General features: G+C 53.7%; 21 protein-coding genes. 11 read left to right on the top strand and 10 right to left on the bottom strand.

Translation table 11 applies throughout. From position 1 onward, the window contains the following. Positions 1–21: 21 nt before the first annotated feature. Together CJA_RS02600 and mutY are read right to left on the bottom strand one after the other, a co-directional pair. Entirely contained in the window at positions 22–297 is a 276-nt protein-coding gene (locus CJA_RS02600; protein ID WP_012486211.1) for an oxidative damage protection protein, read from the bottom strand. Between the two features lie 3 nt (positions 298–300). Beyond that, on the bottom strand, positions 301–1,416 hold the full coding sequence (mutY, locus tag CJA_RS02595) for an A/G-specific adenine glycosylase (RefSeq protein ID WP_012486210.1): 1,116 nt from the start codon (positions 1,414–1,416) through the stop codon (positions 301–303). Between the two features lie 452 nt (positions 1,417–1,868). Between mutY and CJA_RS02585 the strand changes: the two genes are divergently transcribed. The 4 genes from CJA_RS02585 (at position 1,869) to CJA_RS02570 (ending at position 5,385) form a co-directional block, all read left to right on the top strand. Continuing rightward, entirely contained in the window at positions 1,869–3,218 is a 1,350-nt protein-coding gene (locus CJA_RS02585; protein WP_012486209.1) for a CmpA/NrtA family ABC transporter substrate-binding protein, read from the top strand. Between the two features lie 12 nt (positions 3,219–3,230). Further along, on the top strand, positions 3,231–4,106 hold the full coding sequence (ntrB, locus tag CJA_RS02580; RefSeq protein ID WP_012486208.1) for a nitrate ABC transporter permease: 876 nt from the start codon (positions 3,231–3,233) through the stop codon (positions 4,104–4,106). Between the two features lie 348 nt (positions 4,107–4,454). Then, the gene (locus tag CJA_RS02575) at positions 4,455–5,177 is read left to right on the top strand and encodes a hypothetical protein (RefSeq protein ID WP_041550964.1); all 723 of its coding nucleotides are present in this window, start codon (positions 4,455–4,457) and stop codon (positions 5,175–5,177) included. 10 nt (positions 5,178–5,187) lie between these two features. Continuing rightward, complete coding sequence (locus CJA_RS02570) at positions 5,188–5,385, top strand: hypothetical protein (RefSeq protein ID WP_012486207.1); 198 nt, start codon at positions 5,188–5,190, stop codon at positions 5,383–5,385. 185 nt (positions 5,386–5,570) lie between these two features. Here the strand turns inward: CJA_RS02570 and CJA_RS02565 are convergent, their stop codons facing one another. Together CJA_RS02565 and CJA_RS02560 are read right to left on the bottom strand one after the other, a co-directional pair. Continuing rightward, complete coding sequence (locus CJA_RS02565) at positions 5,571–7,727, bottom strand: AsmA family protein (RefSeq protein ID WP_012486205.1); 2,157 nt, start codon at positions 7,725–7,727, stop codon at positions 5,571–5,573. A gap of 38 nt (positions 7,728–7,765) precedes the next feature. Next, on the bottom strand, positions 7,766–8,506 hold the full coding sequence (locus CJA_RS02560; RefSeq protein WP_012486204.1) for a hypothetical protein: 741 nt from the start codon (positions 8,504–8,506) through the stop codon (positions 7,766–7,768). 201 nt (positions 8,507–8,707) lie between these two features. Between CJA_RS02560 and CJA_RS02555 the strand changes: the two genes are divergently transcribed. Further along, the gene (locus CJA_RS02555) at positions 8,708–8,947 is read left to right on the top strand and encodes a hypothetical protein (RefSeq protein WP_012486203.1); all 240 of its coding nucleotides are present in this window, start codon (positions 8,708–8,710) and stop codon (positions 8,945–8,947) included. On the opposite strand, the gene cysE is transcribed toward CJA_RS02555, so the two are convergent. Genes cysE through CJA_RS02540 form a run of 3 tightly spaced genes read right to left on the bottom strand, consistent with a single transcriptional unit; the run spans position 8,948 to position 11,880 of the window. After that, the gene (gene cysE / locus CJA_RS02550; RefSeq protein WP_012486202.1) at positions 8,948–9,760 is read right to left on the bottom strand and encodes a serine O-acetyltransferase; all 813 of its coding nucleotides are present in this window, start codon (positions 9,758–9,760) and stop codon (positions 8,948–8,950) included. Between the two features lie 5 nt (positions 9,761–9,765). Beyond that, positions 9,766–11,172: an MFS transporter gene (locus CJA_RS02545; RefSeq protein ID WP_041550962.1), complete on the bottom strand. Its 1,407-nt coding sequence runs from the start codon at positions 11,170–11,172 to the stop codon at positions 9,766–9,768. Positions 11,173–11,199: 27 nt separating this feature from the next. Then, positions 11,200–11,880 carry a M15 family metallopeptidase gene (locus tag CJA_RS02540; protein WP_012486200.1) on the bottom strand — a complete coding sequence of 227 codons (681 nt, stop codon included), beginning with the start codon at positions 11,878–11,880 and terminating at the stop codon, positions 11,200–11,202. A 222-nt stretch (positions 11,881–12,102) separates the two neighbouring features. Here CJA_RS02540 and CJA_RS02535 point away from each other — a divergent pair, with 222 nt between their 5' ends. The 6 genes from CJA_RS02535 to CJA_RS02510 all read left to right on the top strand — a co-directional run bounded on the left by CJA_RS02535 (position 12,103) and on the right by CJA_RS02510 (position 17,363). Continuing rightward, entirely contained in the window at positions 12,103–12,399 is a 297-nt protein-coding gene (locus CJA_RS02535; RefSeq protein WP_012486199.1) for a TfoX/Sxy family protein, read from the top strand. 203 nt (positions 12,400–12,602) lie between these two features. Further along, the gene (locus CJA_RS02530; protein ID WP_041550959.1) at positions 12,603–13,385 is read left to right on the top strand and encodes a Crp/Fnr family transcriptional regulator; all 783 of its coding nucleotides are present in this window, start codon (positions 12,603–12,605) and stop codon (positions 13,383–13,385) included. Positions 13,386–13,797: 412 nt separating this feature from the next. Continuing rightward, the gene (gene htpX, locus CJA_RS02525; protein ID WP_012486197.1) at positions 13,798–14,679 is read left to right on the top strand and encodes a protease HtpX; all 882 of its coding nucleotides are present in this window, start codon (positions 13,798–13,800) and stop codon (positions 14,677–14,679) included. 31 nt (positions 14,680–14,710) lie between these two features. Beyond that, positions 14,711–15,766 carry a S1C family serine protease gene (locus CJA_RS02520; protein WP_012486196.1) on the top strand — a complete coding sequence of 352 codons (1,056 nt, stop codon included), beginning with the start codon at positions 14,711–14,713 and terminating at the stop codon, positions 15,764–15,766. Further along, a complete protein-coding gene (locus CJA_RS02515; protein ID WP_012486195.1) occupies positions 15,763–16,116 on the top strand; it encodes a Rieske (2Fe-2S) protein in 354 nt (117 codons plus the stop codon). The genes CJA_RS02520 and CJA_RS02515 overlap by 4 nt, the downstream gene beginning before the upstream one ends. 92 nt (positions 16,117–16,208) lie before the next feature. Continuing rightward, positions 16,209–17,363: an iron-containing alcohol dehydrogenase gene (locus tag CJA_RS02510; protein ID WP_012486193.1), complete on the top strand. Its 1,155-nt coding sequence runs from the start codon at positions 16,209–16,211 to the stop codon at positions 17,361–17,363. Positions 17,364–17,406: 43 nt separating this feature from the next. On the opposite strand, the gene CJA_RS18940 is transcribed toward CJA_RS02510, so the two are convergent. The 3 genes from CJA_RS18940 to hldE all read right to left on the bottom strand — a co-directional run bounded on the left by CJA_RS18940 (position 17,407) and on the right by hldE (position 20,498). Continuing rightward, positions 17,407–17,874, bottom strand: a complete 468-nt coding sequence (locus CJA_RS18940) for a methyl-accepting chemotaxis protein (RefSeq protein WP_274376952.1) — start codon at positions 17,872–17,874, stop codon at positions 17,407–17,409. A gap of 592 nt (positions 17,875–18,466) precedes the next feature. Next, on the bottom strand, positions 18,467–18,961 hold the full coding sequence (locus tag CJA_RS02495) for a hypothetical protein (protein ID WP_041550955.1): 495 nt from the start codon (positions 18,959–18,961) through the stop codon (positions 18,467–18,469). A gap of 100 nt (positions 18,962–19,061) precedes the next feature. Then, a complete protein-coding gene (gene hldE, locus CJA_RS02490) occupies positions 19,062–20,498 on the bottom strand; it encodes a bifunctional D-glycero-beta-D-manno-heptose-7-phosphate kinase/D-glycero-beta-D-manno-heptose 1-phosphate adenylyltransferase HldE (RefSeq protein ID WP_012486189.1) in 1,437 nt (478 codons plus the stop codon). Positions 20,499–20,507 lie beyond the last annotated feature (9 nt).

Genomic DNA, 20,507 nt, shown 5'->3' with positions numbered 1-20,507 from the left:
GTTTTGTTAGGCCAACACATCCTATTGGTTGCTGGGCGGCACATAACCGTCCGCCTGATCATAGCCTTCGCCGGATAAGAATTTATGCATCTGCTCGGTGAGGTACACCTTGGTACCCATATCCATCACATTCAAACGCTTTTCATTAATCAGCATGGTTTGGTGGGCCATCCACTCCTGCCAGGCTTTTTTGGAAACGTTATCGAACAGATCCTGCCCCTTGGCACCCGGATAGGGCGGAAAGTCCAGTCCTTCCAATTGTTGTTTGTATTTGCGGCAAAACACCATACGTGCCATGGGTTATCTCCTGGATCTGGCCTTGGTTGCAGAAGGCCTGGTTGGGGATGTCGCACCGGCGCGGGGATCAAGCTGCGCCAGTTGCTGCAGTAACTTCTTCACCGGGGCCGCCAACCCCAGCTCATCCGGTTGATGGGGGTTGTACCAGTGATAACCGGATTGCGCCACCGCTTTATGTACCCGGTTCAGCTGTACCAGCACCGGGGTAATATCCAGGTGGTAGTGGCTGAAAGTATGGCGATAGCTATCCCAGGTTTCCAGGCTGGCGAGGGAGCCAAACAGCCGCTCCGCATGGGCTTCCACATCCTGTTCCAGGGCCAGCTCGGGAAAACTCCAGAGTCCACCCCAGATACCCTGGGCCGGGCGCTGCTCCAGCAGTACATCCCCGGCCGGGTCGCGCACCATCAATAGCTGTACGGACTTTTCCGGCAACGCTTTTTTGGGCTTCTTGCCCGGATAGTCCTGCGGATTCCCCTGGGCATGGGCAATACATCCCTCGCGCACCGGGCAGAGCTCGCAGCGGGGTTTGCTGCGGGTACACAGGGTTGCGCCCATATCCATCATCGCCTGGGTGTAATGGTTAGCGCGGGTTTTCGGGGTATAGGTTTCGGCAATCTCCCACAGGGTGCTGAGTACATCCGTCTGGCCCGGCCAGCCCTCCACCGCGTGGTAACGGGCCAGCACCCGCTTGACGTTGCCATCGAGGATAGCTGCGCGCTTGCCAAAGGCGATACTCACAATCGCCCCGGCGGTGGAGCGGCCTATGCCGGGCAAATCGGCCAGTTCCGCCACCGTCCCGGGAAACTCACCACCGTACTGACTGACCACCGTCTGTGCACAGCGGTGCAGGTTGCGCGCGCGCGCGTAATAGCCCAACCCCGTCCACAGGTGCAATACCTCATCAATTGGCGCTGCCGCCAGGGACTGGACATCGGGAAAGCGCGCCACAAAGCGCTCGAAATAGGGAATCACCGTCGTCACCTGGGTCTGCTGCAACATGATCTCGGACAGCCAGACACGGTAAGGGGTAATGCCCTGCTGCCAGGGCAAGTGCTTGCGGCCATGGCGGTCAAACCAGGCCAGGATGGCTTTGGAAAAAGCGGTATTGGTGGATGCCATAAGTGATACACAAGATGCCCTAACGGATTGGGCGGCGATTCTAAACCGAATGGGACGCCGAGGCGAACACCCTTAGCCAGAGGAAGAATCTCATTTGCACCAGAAAAAGGCGCGACCTATGCACAAAGATGCGTCCAACAGGTGTTCACCCTGGTGCATTTTCGCTTTTTGACCCCAATATCATTTTTTGCAAGCACCAAAACAAGGAATAAATTGGATAAAAAAATCACCACCGGCGTGCACATTTTTATCAGCCACAAAAAATACGCACCAACAAAAAACAAAACCCTTCAAAACAATTCGCATTCATACCCTTTTTAAAAAAATTAATTGTCACGCCAACAACTGGCACTGTTTATGCGTTGCGATTATTGCGTAGCCGGCTCTCTTTCTCTTGCTGTTTTGACCATACCGATTGCAACCCTATCGTTCAGTGAATACGAGGCTCAACCATGGACAACAAAAATATTCCCGATACGCAAGACCCGACCACCGACAAGACTTCGCCGACACAGATGAATCGCCGCAAACTGTTAAAGACCAGCCTGACTGCACTGGGTGGTGCTGCCGCTCTGGGCATCCTACCCAGCGGTTTACGCAGCATTGCCTATGCTGCCACCAGCACCCTAGAAACCACCAAGGCCAAGCTTGGCTTTATCGCTTTAACCGATGCCGCTCCATTATTTGTTGCTGCCGAAAAAGGTTTCTTTGCCAAATACGGCATGACCGGTGTGGAAGTGCTCAAACAATCCTCCTGGGGAACCACGCGCGATAACCTGGTACTGGGCTCGGATAAAAATGGCATCGACGGCGCGCACATTCTCACGCCCATGCCCTACCTGATTGCGACAGGTGCTGTAACCGCCAACAAGCAACAGGTTCCTATGTATAACCTCTTACGCCTGAACCTTGCAGGCCAGTGCATTTCTGTTGGTAAGGAATATGCTGATTTAAAAGTTGGCCTGGATGCCAGCGGTTTCAAAAAAGCCATCGCAGCGAAAAAAGCCTCAGGCAAAGCCGTCAATGCCGCCGTCACATTTCCCGGCGGCACCCATGACTTATGGATGCGCTACTGGCTCTCGGCAGCGGGGATAGATCCCAACAAAGATATTTCCACCATCGTTGTTCCTCCACCACAAATGGTCGCCAATATGAAAGTCGGCAGTATGGACACCTTCTGTGTGTGCGAACCCTGGAATGAACAATTGATTAACCAAAAAATTGGTTATACCGCCCTGACTACCGGTGAGCTCTGGCACAATCACCCGGAAAAATCCCTCTCGCTGCGCGCCGATTGGGTCGATAAAAATCCCAATGCAACCAATGCCTTATTGATGGCCGTCATGGAAGCGCAAATGTACTGCGAAAAACCGGAAAACCGCGAAGAGGTTGCAAAAATTTGCGCTGACCGCAAATGGATTGGCGCACCGTTTAAAGACATCATCAACCGCATGAAAGGCGATTTTGATTACGGCACTGGCCGCGTTGTCAAAAACAGTCCCGAACAAATGCGTTACTGGGCAGACCAGGCGTCCTATCCATTCAAAAGCCACGATCTCTGGTTCCTCACCGAAGATATTCGCTGGGGCTACTTACCAGCCAATACCGATACCAAAGCACTGGTCGATAAAGTCAATCGCGAAGATTTGTGGCGTAAAGCAGCAGCCGACCTCAGTGTCCCGGCTGCTGATATTCCAGCAAGCAGTTCGCGTGGCGTGGAAACATTTTTCGACGGCAAAGTCTTTGACCCGGAAAATCCCAAAGCCTATCTCGATAGCCTGGCCATTAAATACCTGGCCTAAGGAGATAAAGTCATGAGTCACTCCAGTGCCACATCCCAAGCCGGTTACACCTCATCAGCAACAGGTACCGACACCAGGAAAACAGCCAGCCAACGGTTTGCGCAAATCAGTAATTACCTGCTGGTACGCGTAGTACCCGCGCTGATGATGATCACCCTGCTGGTAGGGTTATGGGAAATTATTTGTTCCAGACCCGATTCCAACCTACCGTCGGCCAGCCAGGTTATCGAGGAAACCATTTACCTGATTGAAAACCCGTTTTACGACAATGGAGGTACCGATGTCGGGATGGGCTGGCAAATATTGGCCAGCCTAAAGCGAGTGGCAGTGGGTTATACCCTGGCTGTCATTGCCGGTGTAGCACTGGGCATTTTAGTAGGCCAATCGCTCTGGGCCATGCGCGGACTCGATCCGATATTCCAGGTGCTGCGCACCGTCCCTCCCCTGGCCTGGCTGCCGCTTTCACTCGCCGGCTTCCAGGACAGCCACCCCTCTGCCATCTTCGTTATTTTTATCACTTCCATCTGGCCGATCATCATCAACACCTCGGTCGGCGTGCGTAACATCCCCATGGACTACCGCAACGTCGCGCGCGTCATCCAGCTACCCGGATGGCAATACTTCTACAAAATCATGCTCCCCGCCGCCGCACCTTATATTTTCTCGGGACTGCGTATCGGCGTAGGCCTCTCCTGGCTTGCCATTGTCGCCGCAGAAATGCTGGTAGGCGGTGTCGGTATCGGCTTCTTCATCTGGGACGCCTGGAACTCATCGCGCATCAGCGACATCATCCTCGCCCTCATCTACGTCGGCCTGGTCGGCTTCGCCCTCGACCGCCTGGTCGCCCTGGTAGGCCACCTGGTAACCCGCGGCACCAGCTCGGGTTGATTGCGCACTTACCACCACAACCAAAAACGGGAGCCGAGGCTCCCGTTTTTTATTGCTGCTTTGCAGGAAACGATAATGTAGATTTACCTTTTTAATTCTATACAAGGATTCTGTTATGCCAAATCAAACAAATGTATAAAATTTTCTAAATTTGTACACCATTAAGCAATAGGCTGTTGAAGTCGTGTAATGGTGAGTAATTTTTAGGTGTGATATAAATCCTGAGAGTTATTTTAATTGTATGTCATACGGACATTATTAATTTTTATAAATATTCTTTTTTTCAGAACCGTCCAAAGTATCACCAACTGATAAATATAATCACCACTCAACTCAAGGAGAAACCTCATGAGAAAAATACTAATGCTGATTGGAGCTATAGGCTTATCCGCATGCTCAATACTTTCACCCCAAAAAGCGAATCATATATCCTCTAAAGCGATTGGCGACAAAGGTGATTTATATTCAATACCAGCAAATCTCAGAACTATCGATGTACGAAAAAAAGATGCTGATTATATTGTTTGCTCCGAGCCAGTCCCAGATATTGCGATGTCCAATGCATTGAAACTTGCACTGGAAGCTTCTAATTCGCAGTCAGCAAGTGCATCAACCAAGACGGGAGAAGACAGTACATCAGGAAGTGTTTCAAATGCACTTGGCCTTAAAGGGGCATCTGATGCATCAACAACAGCACTTGAGCTAGCGGGGCGTACCCAAATAGTACTTTTGGCTAGAGAGTTTATATCCAGCAACTGTAAAGCCCGGGCTAATGGCTGGATAACTGACGAAGAATTTAAAAATAGTCAAGACGCGGTAATTAAACAAATATCGGAAATGATCAACACCGAGAATGAGAAGGCAAAAGCAGAAAAAGCAAAGGCTGAGGCAGTAGGTGCTGCAGTCAAAGCAGAATTGGATAAAAAAGCTCTAGCGAATGTTGCCACAGCATTTCAACAAGCTAAAACTGATTCCTGCTTGAACAATTACGACACATGCATATCAGCGGCAGCAGGAGATTCAAATAAAGTTAAAGCATGCAAATCCACTCTCATAAAATGTAACAACTAAGGAGAACAGTATGAGCACTTTTAGAAATGCGATTAACAACCTTGATGACAAATCAGCTTATATCATGGTAGGCAATATGCTTGTCCTGGCTACTGCTCTAAATGTCATTGATGACATGGTTGAAGTAACTTTATCCGCCCCTATCAGCAATGGAATCAACAAGATATTTATACACATTAACAATTTAGTGCTTGCCAGTAACAGTTAGCAAAAAATCACAATAAAAAAACTTCTCACTAGCTGCAAAAAAACCAGGAAACGATTTACCGAAATCATCTCCTGGTTTTTATTGATCAAATTTTAAATGCAACTCTTCATCGATCACCAAACCATAAAATCATTACACATACTCCATCGCGCAACTAGATAAGTGACTCAATAAAAGAGCACCTCTTACTCAGCAGCCACCGAAGATTCAGCACTGGACGATTGGGTACCCAGCTTTTTCTTGAGCAGGTTATTGAGCAAATCCGCCGGTTTGTTCACGGTACCTTCTCCGCCCAGCTTTTCATTGGCTTTGTCCAGCAATTCCTGCTTTTTGTCTTTCAGTTTTTGTTCTGCCGCATCGATTTTATCGCCGTGTTTTTCGCGCAGTTTATACTCGGCAAAATCCTTGGTCAGGTCGCCCAGGGCGCTCTTGTCAAAGCCGCAGTCTTTGAGCGGATTGATAGCGCCGAATGATCCTTTGCAACGCAATAGCGATAGGCCGCGATCAACCCAGTAGTTGGTTGTCGTCAGGCTGCAACCTTTCAGGCTGGCGGCTTCACTGGCTTCTGCCAATTTGATGGGCAATTTAAATTCATACTTGTCGGTTGCCAGGTTGATTTTGCCATTGCTGGTGAGCAGCAATTGGGAGACACCGGCATTAAAGCTTTCCAGGTTGATCACCTGGTCGCGCCAAACAATGTTGCCATTGAGCTGGCGCATTTCGGTAAACGCATCCCAATTTACTTCTGTGGTATTTTGCGTAACCAGATTAACCAGCTCACAGAATTTCTGTTCGATATTCAACGGCGACAAGCGCACCTGTGCGCCCGAGAAATTGGCGGTGGAGTTCATGGCTGCCATGAGTTGATTCACACTGGCACCCTGGGTATTGCCCTGGGCTTTTGCCTGGATAGCGCCGCTAAGTCCCAGGTTTTCATCAATTTCCAGGTCTTTGATCAAGGGCGCCAATTCAAAGCCTTGCACACCGCCATCGAAGTTCATTATTGCCTTGTCAGTACGGGCATCGGTATTACTGTTGAACTGAATATCGCCCTGGTAGGCATTGGCAGACAGCTTCTGGCGGATCACGCCGTTTTTGGCATTAACACTCAGGTCGATGTTGCTAAGTGCCATCTTATTGAAACGCATGCTGGCCAGGGCGAACTCTGCATCCAGGTTCAGTCCTCGCAGTGCTTCCAATGGCAAGGGAGTATCTTCTGTCGCTGCTGCTTGCTGCGCAGCAGCGGGTGTTTCACTGGGCGGGGGAAGATAATCATCTACATTAATGCTATCACCGGTTAGCTTAAGCTTTAGCGCACTGGTGGCCAAGTCGGTAACGGCCAGGTTACCGGTAAAGCGGGTTTTATCCAGGGTTAATTGCAGATCATCCAAAGCAACCTGTTTGGTATCACCCTTGATAGCGGTACCCAACGCGACGTGTTTAAGTGCATCACTGTTCGCTGTGTCGAGACGGGTGCCCAAGGCTGCCAGTACCTGGCGTGCATTCAACGATAGCAGTTGTAATTTACCCTGGTAACTCATGTCTTTCTGCAGATCCTTGACCGCTAACTGATAATCCAGCGCTATATCTGCCGAGGATTTTTGCGTGAGGGTCAGGCGCAACTGGCCATCATCGAGTTGCAGGTTGTTGAATTCCTTATCGAGCGTCACACGATTATTCAGTTCGCCTTTCACTTGCAATTTATCCGTATTGGCTTGAACCAGTTCCAATAGCCAACTCAGTTGTGCGTCGAAAGGGTTACCCTGGGTATTGACACCGGTAAGCACAATATTTAAATCGCGCAGGTTAATGATTTGCCCGGTTTTCTCATCGTGATAATCGAGCGCACTGTTTGTCAGGCTAATTTTTTCCACTTCGAGGTTGAGGGGCTTGGCCTCGCTTGCCTGGGATTGTGTTTGGGATTGCACTTGGGCTTTTTCGCTACTTTCCGGAGTAGATGATTGACTCAGTGCCTCCCAATTGCCTTTGCCCTGCTTATCAACTGCAAGATGGATTTGCGCCCCATCAACCGCGACATGGTCGACCTGGAATTCACCGCGGAACAGCGGCATCAGCGCCAGCATCAAGCTGGCATTTTTTAATTCGGCGATCGGTTTTTCCGGCGTTTCCACCGCCGCCACGGTGATATCCGCAAGGCTTACACCAATGCTGGGCCAAAAGGCCCATCCGAGGTCACCCATGTGCAGGGCAATACCCTGCTCTTTGGCAGCGGCTTCAATGTGCGGTTTAAATTGATTGGGACTGACCAGGGTAACCAGTAACACTACCGCCAATATCAGCAGTGCAATCAATGCGCCCAGGATTTTAAGAGCCAGTTTCATAAATACTCCTTGGTGAAACTTGAGAAAATCGAAGAAGCTCAGCCGTTATCGACCAATGTGAGATGACTGATATCCGGATTAACCGGCGGCTGTTGTGATTTGAGTTGTCCCAGGTCACTGCCGGCAGGAGCCAGTTGTATGTTGCTGACGTCGACGACAACCGGAACAACCACCGTTCGCTCATCCTCAGTGAGCAGATCGATGCCGGGGGGAGCTATGCCCCAATCTTCCAGTTCAATTTCCGGTAGTGGCAGCTCCCATTTTTCATCGGCATCCAACAGGTCTGCCCCAAGGTCAGCTACAGCCAGAGCAGGAATTATGACCTCCGCAATCGGTTCAGGTTGCACTTCTGCCTGATCCACCAGGTTGCCCGCCTGGGCGCGCAGGCTCAGGTGGCTGGTATCTACGGCCAGCGGCTGTATCAACCTGCGCTGGGAAGGCTCCAGCAAATGGGTTCCCACGGGAGCCAGCGTCCAACCCGTTTTGACAGGCGCGGCGGCAGCGGGAGATGCAGGGCGTAAAGGCGCTGTCGGCGGTGCAAATTTACCCGCAGCAACGACCTCAACCAGGGCACCCGCCTTAAGCAATATCTCGCGGTATTTATGTGCGCTTACCTCATCGAGGTTGCGTTTAAGTGGCAGGGGCCGTCCGGTAAACAGGGCATCAACACGGGCCGCATCGGTTTTGAAGAGCTGTTGGAGTTTGTTTTTGACATCGGCTACCTGGTGACCGATGACAATATCACCGCGGAAAATAATATCGAATTCAGGGCTGCTCATGATGGGAAAACCTTAAGCTGTCGTAGCAGGATAATAGCACCGATTACTCATTCACTTTTCGGTCCCGCCTATTCAAGCTCATTGCGGACTCTGAATTTGCAATATCCACACTAAGGGTTGTAACCATTTGTTCTTGGGTATCACTGGCGCGGTCAACTACGGCCTACCATACTCAAAGCCCCGTGCCTGCAGGACATCGCCATGCTTCCCCTCCAGCCCGACCACAACCCCGATCAGGCGGACGCCTTGATTAACCGCGATAAGGTAGAACGGGATATCGCCTTTCTGCTCGACCGCCTTGCCGCTATGAAATTACAACCCAAGCCCAACACCCAGCTTATCGCCCATTACGAAACCATGCTCAAAAGCCGACAGGCTGTGTTGAATTGGCTACTGGATGGGCACGATAATCACGACCTACCGCGCCACAACCAGGGCTGATCAGCCATCGTCGCCCAGCAGGTGATCCATATCGCGCGCCGGTGCATCGCCTTTGGGCCGACCGACGGGCTTGGCCGGCACCCCCGCTACCGTTGTGTGAGGTGCCACGGATTCCAGTACAACACTGCCTGCACCTATCTTGGCTCCTTCACCAATGTCGATATTGCCCAGGATCTTGGCCCCGACACCGATCAGGACGCCCTGGCGAATTTTGGGGTGCCGATCGGTTTTGGCACAGCCGCTCCCGCCCAGGGTGACACTGTGCAACATGGATACATTGTCCTCGATGACCGCCGTCTCACCGATCACCACCCCGGTGGCATGGTCGATCATAATGCCGCAGCCGATACGGGCGCCCGGATGTATATCCACATCGAAGGTTTGCGAAATCTGGTTCTGGAAATACAGCGCCAGGGAATTGCGCCCCTGCTGCCATAACCAATGGGCAACGCGCCAGGATTGCAGGGCGTGATAGCCCTTGAAGAACAGGAAGGGCAGGCAGTAGCGGCTGCATGCCGGATCGCGTTCACGGTGGGCGCGGATATCAGCGCGCATGGCAATTTCGATGGTCGGATCAGCCTGCATCGCCTCCTCAAAGACCTCGCGAATCATCATCGCCGGTATTGCCTGGCTATCCAGTTGATTGGCCAGGTGAAAGCTGATGGCCGCCGCAAAGCTGCCATGGTTGAGGATGGTCGTGTGATAAAAGCTGGCCAATACCGGCTCTTCGGCACTGGATATTTGCGCCTCAGCCCGTATCTCGGCCCAGACATCAAGGTCCGGGGAAGTATTCAGGGATACATCAAGGATCATATCTTTCACTCAGGCTGTAAGTGGCCGCGGCCCGCGCGCTCCGCTGCGGGGGATGTCGTTGCCGGGTAAGGGCAGCTGCGTAAAATGGCATACCCCAACACGAGAAACACAATCAATGCCGCCATACCGATACGCGCTGAATCCGTATAAAGCGTCAAACTGGCTACGCTCATGGGCGCCAGGAACGCTGTCGCCCTTCCGGCAAGAGCATAGATGCCAAAGTAGCGCCCCGCCTCATCCACCCCCACACTGCGCGCCATATAAGAGCGGGAACTGGCTTGTACCGGACCAAACGCCAGGCCGATGAGCAGCCCGAACAGGATATAGGCCTTTTCTGCTGCCGTGCCAAAGGAGCCACCAGTATCCGCCAATGACAAAGGCATAAGGCCGAACAGAGTATACCCCGGCCCCGTGGAAATAATGCCCAGGGTCGCCACCAGCAATATCACCAGGGCCACTTGCACCACCCGTTTGGAGCCCAGGCGGGCATCCAGGCGCCCCGCGTAAAAACAGCCGCCGATAGCGACAACCAGCAGTAGGATACCGTAAAGCCCCATTTCCAGTGTCTGCCACCCAAACATACCGGCCGCGAAGGTGCCACCCAACGCCAGCAGGCCATTCACCCCGTCCTGGTAGGTCATACGTGCGATGAGGAAACGCAACAGGCCGCGCCGCTGGTTAAGCTCCGCCAGTGTGCAGCGCAACTCCTGCATGCCACTGCGGATTGCCGCGCCCAGGGGGCGCCCAATGCGGCTATCGGGGGTCCAGATAAACAGCGGCACAATAAATACCAGATACCAGAGTGCCGCATAGGGACCGGTGATACGCGCATCTTCCCCCAGGGCCGGATCGAGCCCAAACAACGGCGCAATCCCCAGCAGGGTTTTACCTGTTTCCGGATTACCCGCCAGCAACAGCAGCACACTGAACAAGACGACCAGTCCACCGATATACCCCAAGCCCCAGGCCTGGTTGGATACCCGCCCTATATCGCGCTGGCTGAGCAGGCGCGGCATCATCGAATCGTTAAAAACGATCGAAAACTCAGCGGCAATCGTCGCCAGGATAATCGCCAGCATTGGCAACCACAGATCACTGCCTGGCACAGCCCACCACAGGGATACCAGCGCCGAGACTTTGATCAGCGCAAAAAATGCCAGCCAGGGTTTGCGCGGGCCACAGGCATCTGCAATCGCGCCCAATACCGGCGCAAACAGTGCGATCACCACGCCGGAAATGGTAATGGTATAGCCCCAAAATGCCTGGCCGGTGACCGGGTCCGCCACCAGGCGGGAGACAAAATAAGGCCCAAAAATAAACGTGATGATTACGGTAAAAAATGGCTGGGCAGCCCAGTCAAATAACATCCAACCGCGAATACCTGCACGATCAGGCGAGGGGGAAGCAGACATGCTCAAGGTGATAAATCCTGGCAAGGGTTAATGGTCGACGCGCACAAAGCGCGAATAAATTTCTGGCAGATGGGCCAGTACCGTTTCTTTCAAAGCCAGATCGGTGTGCAGCAACTGTTCGTACAATACATCAAGCGTCAATGCACGCGCATATTGCTGCGCAACCGGCGCGTAACTCAGATGCCAGGGCTCAGGCGCTACACCGCCGCGATCATGGGCATAAGGCCGATAAAAAACAGCATCAGGCGCTTGCAGCTGCGTATCCAGCCAGCGATGAAACGCTGCGAAAACACCATCACCACAGGTTTCTGCCTGCGTCAATTTCACCTCATAACACGCGGGCATTCGCGACGCATCATAAATATCCAGGTCCGTGCCCCAATGATGGCGCGAAGCACCAGGCAATGCCGACCAACGCAAAATGGAAAACACTTTTTCACGCTCACTCAGGCGTTCCATATCCAGTGGCTCACCGCGGTCATCCAATACCGGGCGCCTACCTTCTGCCTTGTTATTCCAGATCGATAATTGCCGCGCAAAATTGCGATAGCCGCTGGCAACACGCACAGAAAAACCGGCTGCCGCAGCACGTGCAGACAAGGCATCAAGCGCAGCAAGTACCTCTGCCTGCAATTGGCATTGGTAGGACTCACTCGCTATCAATAAGGAATTATCCAAACCCAATAAAAAGCGCGACTCAATTAACATTGCACACCAATAATGTCTGTTTTACCAGAAGTTGCCCCAGATGAATATTATGCCAGTTGCACAACCTTATTCACGTTTCTGCAGAAAACGCTATATTTAATCGGCAAAACCAATTGCGCATCCCATGCAAGCATGTAAGATGCCTGTCAGCGCCAATGGGTTGACACAACACATAACCATAAAGAAACGCTAGATAAACATAACTAAAAGGAGATTGCGAATATGACTTCCAGTCATAGTGAATTATTGCAATTGAAAAACTTGGGAATGGCATCTGTAAACATTCTCCGCGCTATCGGCATAAACACCCAGGCAGATCTAAAACGTACAGGCGCCGTTGAGGCTTACCGGCGTATTAAAGCTCGCGACATTAATGTTTCCAAAGTCATGCTCTACGCGCTCCAGGGCGCACTTATGGATGTACACTGGAATGACCTTGCACCGGACCTTAAACGCAAGTTGGTAGAAGATGCCGAAGGCAAGGGCGACACCTCTCAACTGGGACGAGTCTCCGCCTGATATACCCCATTGGCGCTCCCCACCCCCGCATTTATCCATGACGCCTGTGTATAACGCGTCATGGCGCGCAGTTTTTTCTCTGGTAACGGCTACAATCTAGGGAACCTCTGAAAATGTTGGCAACCTGGGGAATTTTTCAGAGGTTCCCTGGCTTATTGCCCCGGGCTCCGGGGCAACCGCCCTGCAAGCTGATTGAGGACCCTATGCACCTGCCGTCAAAACAATCCGAAACCCTCTCTGACCTGGCCGCCAAGCTCAGCGCCCTGGGCGACCTGCTGTGCGCAGACCTTCCCGCCGAGCGCGCTCGCATCAGCCCCGGCAATGACCTGTTTAATGATCGCCCCACCACTGAAATCCTGCGCCTGGTAGACGGCCAGGCAGAATACCTGGTTAACGGGAAGCTGGTACTGGCCGGCGATGCCGGCGATATCCTCGGCCTGCCGCGCAGCCTTAACCTGCCCTATGGCGAATGGCGCAACCAGGAGCCGATAGAGGTCGATATCTACACCCGCGATGGCCTGGTCAACCACATCAACAGCGACTCCAAACGCCAGCGCCACTGGGCACATTATCTGCTCTGCCTGCAAAGTTTTTACGAGCAGGCACTGGCGCAGGAAACACCGGCTGCCTTTCAGCCTTCCGCCGGTTTCCTGCACTTCCAGGCCGGGGAGACGATTATTCGCCAGGGCGATAATGCCGACCGCGTTTACACCCTGCTCGAAGGCAGTGCCGATGCGCTCTGCGACGGTGTGAAAGTGGGTGAGATCAACCCGAATGAAATCTTTGGCGCCCTGGCCGTCTTTACTCGCCAACCGCGTATGGCTTCTATAGTGGCATCCAGCGACTGCACCCTGCTGGCTGTCCGCAAAGAGGAGTTCATTGATTTGATTGAGCACCAGCCGCAGATTTGCTTGAGCCTTATTGAGGAAATGGCCGCCAAAATCAACCAACTCAACGGCCAGTTGCGCGACCTGAAGAACGAATGACGCACACAAATAAGAATTATTCTCAAAATACTTGCATTTTAAAATGAGAATACATATCATTATCTCAACTGCTGCGATCTTCTCCTCACAGCGGTTGGGCTGAAACGATAATCCTCCTGCAAGTTGATTGTTTTTTCAGTCTTGAGGGTTTGTGCTGGGTACTGTCCCTATCGGGTCAGCGCCAAGGACAGTCTCTCGGCTAACACGGTTGCTTGAGCCGCCCTCACGGGCGGCCCTTTTCCCTCAAACAGCCTGTTCTCGCCTCACCCAATAGCCTCACTCGCATGATTTGCGTTTCTTAACTCTCGGTTTTTTGTTATTACCGATTGAATTTCTTTTGCCCGGAACACATATACTCCCGCATGCTGCCTGGCAGCCAGCAAACCTATTTCATTATCGGGAGACCATCATCGTGTTACGTATCGGCCTGTTTTTACTCACTAACCTTGCGGTACTTGTTGTAGCAGGTGTCGTCCTAAGCTTGTTGGGGGTTGGCAATTATCGAACCGCTGACGGCCTGGACTTAACAAACCTGCTGATTTTCTGTGCGGTATTTGGCTTTGTTGGCTCATTCATCTCCCTGTTTTTATCCAAGTGGATGGCCAAGAAAACCATGGGCGTCCAACTGATTGAACAACCCCGTAACGCCGATGAAAAATGGTTGGTGGATACCGTGGTGGAGCTGTCGCAGAAAGCCGGTATTAAAACCCCGGAGATCGGCGTCTTCGCCGCCCAGGAATCCAACGCCTTTGCCACCGGCTGGAACCGCAACGATGCGCTGGTAGCGGTCAGCCTTGGCTTGTTGCAACGCTTTGAGCGCGACGAAGTAAAAGCCGTGCTGGCGCACGAGATTGGTCACGTCGCCAACGGTGACATGATTACCTTGAGCCTGATCCAGGGTGTGGTGAACACTTTCGTGATGTTCTTCGCCCGTATCATCGGCGACCTGGTTGACCGCGTGATTTTCAAAAATGAAGAGGGGCGCGGTATCGCCTTTTTTATCACCACCATCGTCGCCGAGCTGGTATTGGGCATCCTTGCGTCCATGATTGTGGCGGCCTTCTCACGCTATCGCGAATACCGCGCTGATGCTGCCGGTGCCACCCTGGCCGACCGCGGTGCCATGATCCGCGCTCTGCAACGCCTGCAGGCGGAAATGAGCGCGGGTGTGGAAAGCCCTCTGCCCAGCAGCATGCGCGCCTTTGGTATCAGCGGCGGCGTTCGCAACCTGTTTGCCAGTCACCCGCCCCTGGAAGCACGTATCCAGGCACTGCGCGACAGCGCTCACGGTTAATCGAACCGACGGAATGGCAAGGAGTCACCTGATGACGCTCTGGCGCTGGCTAGTATTAACCTTCCTGACTGGCGCCAGTGCCCTGAGCGCCAGTGTTCAGGCCTTCTCTACCGACGACGAACGCAACAGCATGGAGGTGTTCGAAACCGCGCGCCCCAGCGTTGTGTTTGTGACTAACCAACAGTTGGCCCGCGATCCCTATTCCTTCGACCTGATTACGGTGCCACGCGGCTCAGGCACCGGATTTGTCTGGGATAGCAAGGGCTATATAGTGACCAACTTCCACGTTGTCGAAGGCGCGCGCCAGATCACCATTACCCTGCAGGACCAATCCAACTGGCCCGCTGAGGTCGTGGGCCTGGCGCCGGAACGCGATATTGCGGTATTGCGCATCAAAGCCCCGGAAGACAGGCTCAAACCACTCCCGCTGGGGGATTCTGCCAACCTGCGTGTTGGCCGCAAAGTGCTGGCGATTGGCAACCCTTTTGGCCTGGATGCCACCTTGACTACCGGGGTCGTCAGCGCCCTGGGGCGGGAAATTACCTCGCCCAACCAGCGCAAAATTACCAACGTGATCCAAACCGATGCGGCCATCAACCCCGGGAACTCCGGCGGCCCCCTGCTTAATTCGCAAGGGGAACTGATCGGCGTTAACACCATGATCTACAGTCCCAGCGGTGCCAGTGCCGGCATTGGCTTTGCCATCCCGGTCAATACCGTCAAGGAGGTTGTGCCCGAGTTGATCAAACACGGCCGCCTGGTACGCCCGGTGTTGGGTATTGCAGTGGCGCCTGAACAATGGGCGCGTCAGATTGGTGTTGAAGGTGTCCCCATATTGCGTGTGGAGCCCAACTCACCCGCCGCCGCTGCCGGCCTTGAGGGGGCGAAACGCAATGCCTGGGGGCAGATCACCCTGGGGGATGTGATTGTGGCTATCGGCGATACACCAACCACCAATGACGACCAGTTGCTCAGCGCGCTGGAAAAATACAAACCCGGTGACCAGGTCAATGTGAGTGTGGTGCGCAGCGGCAAACTGATCACACGCAGCCTGCGCCTTGCCGCACCGCGCCAGCACAGTTCATGAGCGAAGAATTTACCGTCCTCTGCGCCCTGGCCGATATTCCGGCAGGGGGGTGCAGAGGTTTTAGCGAGCAGCGCCTGTTTGCGGTTCGCTCCTCCGCAGGCGATAGGGTATTTATCTACAACAACCAGTGTCCACACCTGGGAATTCCCCTGGAATGGGTCGAACATCAATTTCTTGATCCCAGCGGCAGCATGATCCAATGCGCCAACCATGCGGCACTGTTTGTTATAGATTCCGGCCAGTGTGTTTCCGGACCCTGCGCCGGACAAAAACTGACAGCTATTCCATGTCGGATCGAGGGGAACAACATTCTGATCCGCCGAGTGGTTTCCACAGTCAATAACGCCTGATTCCGGTATCCCCCCAATCTTGCGTAGCTTCACCCTGCCACACTCTGCCGATACGATCGGCACCAGCGAGTCGACATTACTGGAGGTAACTGATGCAAAACTTTATGTTTTCCAACCCGACTAAAATCCTGTTCGGCGAAGGCCAAATCCAGGCCCTGGCCGATCTTATTCCCACCCATGCCAGGGTGCTGCTTACCTACGGCGGCGGCTCCATCAAAAAAAACGGTGTCTATGACCAGGTTGTCAATGCGTTAACAGGCAAAACCTGGTTTGAGTTCAGCGGCATCGAGCCCAATCCACACTATGAAACCCTGATGAAAGCCGTTGACCTGGTCAAACAGGAGAAGATTGATTTCTTGCTCCCTGTCGGTGGCGGCAGTGTCATCGACGGAACAAAATTGATTGCCGCCGCGGTTAATTTTGACGGCGAGCCCTGGGATATCCTGGCGAAACATGCCCCCTTCCATAGCGCCTTACCGATAGGCTGTGTATTGACGCTGCCGGCGACCGGCACCGAAAGCAACGGCAATTCGGTTGTCACCAAAGCGGCTACCCAGGAAAAGCTTTCCTTTGGCAGTCCACTGGTTTATCCGCAGTTCGCCATCCTTGACCCCACCACCACCTACAGTTTGCCACCGCGCCAGATTGCCAACGGCGTGGTCGATGCCTTTGTCCATATCATGGAGCAGTACCTGACCTATCCCGTGGACGCCAAGGTTCAGGATCGCTTCGCCGAAGGGCTGCTAATGACCCTGATTGAGGAAGGCCCGCGCGCACTCGAGGAGCCGACCAATTACAACATCCGCGCCAACGTGATGTGGGCAGCCACCATGGCATTAAATGGTTTGATTGGCGTCGGTGTTCCGCAAGACTGGGCGACCCATATGATCGGCCATGAGCTGACTGCCATGCACGGACTGGATCACGCCCAAACCCTGGCCGTAGTGCTACCGGCGGTGATGCAGCACCAGCGTGGACCAAAACGGGATAAGTTGCTGCAATACGGACGCCGTGTCTGGGGACTCGACTTGAGCGATGAGGATGCCCTGATTGATGCCGCGATTGCGCAGACACGCCAGTTCTTCGAAGCCATGGGAACACCGACCAGGCTGCAGGGTTATGGCGTTGGCCGGGAGTCCATTCCAAAACTGGTGGATATGTTGGTCAAACATCAATTGATCGCCTTGGGCGAGCATGGGTTGATTACGCCCGAGGCATCGCGGGAGATTCTGGAATTGGCGGCCTGATTAACGGCGGTTATGGCGCCGGTAAGGTTTCGGGAATCGGCGCCTAGCCCTCGCGGAAACGCGTCAACGCCCGTTGCAGATCGCCAAACGCTGCTTCAAGATGTCCGAGCCGCTCGCGGTTCTGGTTAACAATCAGGCTAGTTTCGCGGTTGAAATCATTAAGTTGTGCCGTCTGGCGGGTAATGGACTCCGAAGTTCGGGTCTGCTCCTCGGTGGCAGAGGCGATCTGCCCGGTGATCTGGTTAATTTCCCGGATGGCGGCAGCAATACGATCAAAGGTCTGTTCAACACTGGCCGACTTGGCTACGTTTTCTTCGACCCGGACGCGGCTATGGCCCATGGCGGCTACAGATTGGGTCGAACCGGCAACCAGCCGGTCAACTATCTGCTTGATATTCTCTGTCGATAGCTGGGTGCGACGGGCAAGAGCGCGCACTTCATCTGCAACCACGGCAAACCCCCGCCCCTGCTCACCGGCGCGCGCCGCCTCGATTGCCGCATTGAGCGCCAACAAGTTGGTTTGCTCGGCAATTCCCTGGATCTCTGCCAGGGTACTGGTGATCGCCTCGCAGTCCCGGCAAGGGTATCGATAGCATTGGCGGTATCACCCAACAGATGCGACAGCTCGGCAATACCTTCACGCGAATGGCGCACCGCTACCTTACCCTCTTCCTGCGCGCGGGCGGTATCTTCCGCCAGGCCGGCAGCGCGCTGGATTTGCTCGGCCACTGCCACAAAAGAGTCGTGCATATTGTCCATGGCAACACGAATCGACTCGGCCGCCTGATGGGATTCATCGGCAATAGCAACCAGTTGACGGCTGTTACCTGACAGGACCTCCAGGTTTTTATCCGCCTCGGACTGGGCGCCCAATGCAGATTTCAGGGCGGAGGCAATGCTGTCCAACAGCCAGTTGAAATGGTCGAGAATGGCATTGTGCCTGGCCAGCGCGCGAATATTCAGGTCGATATACCGGCTGTCACCAATCATCGTTTCCGTTACATTGACCACTTCCTGGGCGACAACCAGCAGGCGACTCGCCAGCTTTACCAGCACAATCAGCACGGCGGTTTCAATCACCACATAAAACGCGTGCATCGCCACTATGCCCCAGGAGTGCGCATGGTCGGGAAATAAATAGGTATACCGGCGTGCTGCATCATATGGATAGCGATGTGCAAAACCGCCGCGGTCAGTGCCGCCCAGACGAGAGGGCGCCAATCGAGATAGGTAAAGAGCGCGGCCAGAAACACAAAGTAACCGAAATGCGCCTCGATCATACCCTTGAGCTGGTGTACATGCAGGCTGACAAACACCATGTAGACCACGCCTATCACACAGGGCGTAATACGCGGATGGCGCACCACATCAATCGCAACCCAATTGATGCCGGTGAGCACGCCACCGAGTACAAGCGCCAGGCCCCAGGTATTGTGCTGTGTTGCATAAAGCAGCGACATCAACCAGGCCCCCAGGGTCAACCACAACATGATTCGGTCAATGTAAGTGCGATAATTGATCACAAAATCCACCAGTCCCTCACGTGGAGCAACACTGGAGTGGGTGAATCGGGAGGCGGGATTAAAGCGGTTGTTCACGGCAAGCACCTGTCGCTGGATTAGTATCAAATCTTGGACATTATTACGAAGTCTAGCTGAGCCGGGAACAACACGGAGGGCAAAATAAAAACGCAGCTGTTCAATTAAACAGGGCGTTTTTGCGGATTTTGTTAACAATCGATGTGGTTGAGCAATTATCGAAAAAGCTCAATACCTTCACCTGGCCACCGTAAGTCTTGACGATCGGGGCACCGACAACCTGATCCTCACGATAGTCGCCCCCCTTGACCAAAATATCCGGCTTCAGGGTATCGATCAGACGCTCGGGGGTATCTTCATCAAACCCGATAACCCAATCCACTGCCTCCAATCCCGCCAACACAGCCATACGACGATCCAGGGTATTAATCGGGCGACCGTCCCCCTTGAGGCGTTTTACTGACGCATCGCTATTAACAGCGACAACCAGGCGATGGCCCAGTTTGCGCGCTTCTTCCAGATAGCCGACATGGCCGGCATGGATAATGTCGAAACAACCATTGGTGAACACAATTTTCTCGCCATTGGCGCGTACATCGGCCAGCGCCAGGAGCAACTGCTCCTCTGTGACCACACCGCATTCAAAGCCCTGCTCGGCATAGATCGCCCAACGCAGCTCAGGTGCACTCACTGTCGCCGTGCCCAATTTACCCACCACAATACCCGCCGCCAGATTAGCGATGGCTACAGATTCGGGCAAAGTCTCACCGGCAGCCAGGGCGCCGGACAGGGCTGCAATCACCGTATCGCCAGCTCCCGTTACGTCAAAGACTTCACGAGCCCGTGCCGGTAAATGCAATTCGCTGTGTCCGGGGCGAATCAACGTCATGCCCTGCTCGCCCCGGGTGATCAGCAGAGCGTTCAACTGCAAACTGTCAATCATCTCCCTGGCTTTGTCGAGCAATTCGCGCTCAGAGCGACAGTTACCTACGACTTGCTCAAATTCGTGCAAATTGGGCGTGAGCAAAGTGGCTTGTTGGTAGCGCTGGTAATTGCTGGATTTGGGATCGACCAGTACCGGGATATTATGGCTGCGGGCTTTTTGGATTAATGCCTGGCAGTCCTGCAGGCTGCCCTTGGCGTAATCAGACAGGATCAGGACATCCACACCATCGAGATGGGACTCCACCCTGGCCGCCAGGGCACAGGAATCCTCCCAGGTATAACGATCCTCAAAATCCATACGCAGCAACTGCTGGTGGCGGCTAATGACACGCAATTTGGTAATGGTGGGTTTGGACAGCGAACGATGGAAATCAGTGACAATAGCGGTCGACTGGAGTCGCTGCTCAAGCACCATACCGGCTTCGTCCAAGCCAATGACCCCCAGCAGGGTAACCTGGCATCCCAATGCCGCCAGGTTGAGTGCCACGTTGGCCGCTCCGCCAGGGCGATCTTCTGTCTGGGATATATTGACAACAGGCACCGGAGCCTCCGGCGATATGCGCGAGCTGGCGCCATGCCAGTAACGATCCAGCATCACATCGCCGACGACCAACACTTTGGCCTGTTCGAAATAAGGCATACTCAATTGCATAAGCTTGCT

It is taken from the genome of Cellvibrio japonicus Ueda107 (genome assembly GCF_000019225.1).
Taxonomy (GTDB): domain Bacteria; phylum Pseudomonadota; class Gammaproteobacteria; order Pseudomonadales; family Cellvibrionaceae; genus Cellvibrio; species Cellvibrio japonicus.
Note: the sequence above shows the minus strand (reverse complement) of the source record. Positions and strands in the feature narration are given on the sequence as shown.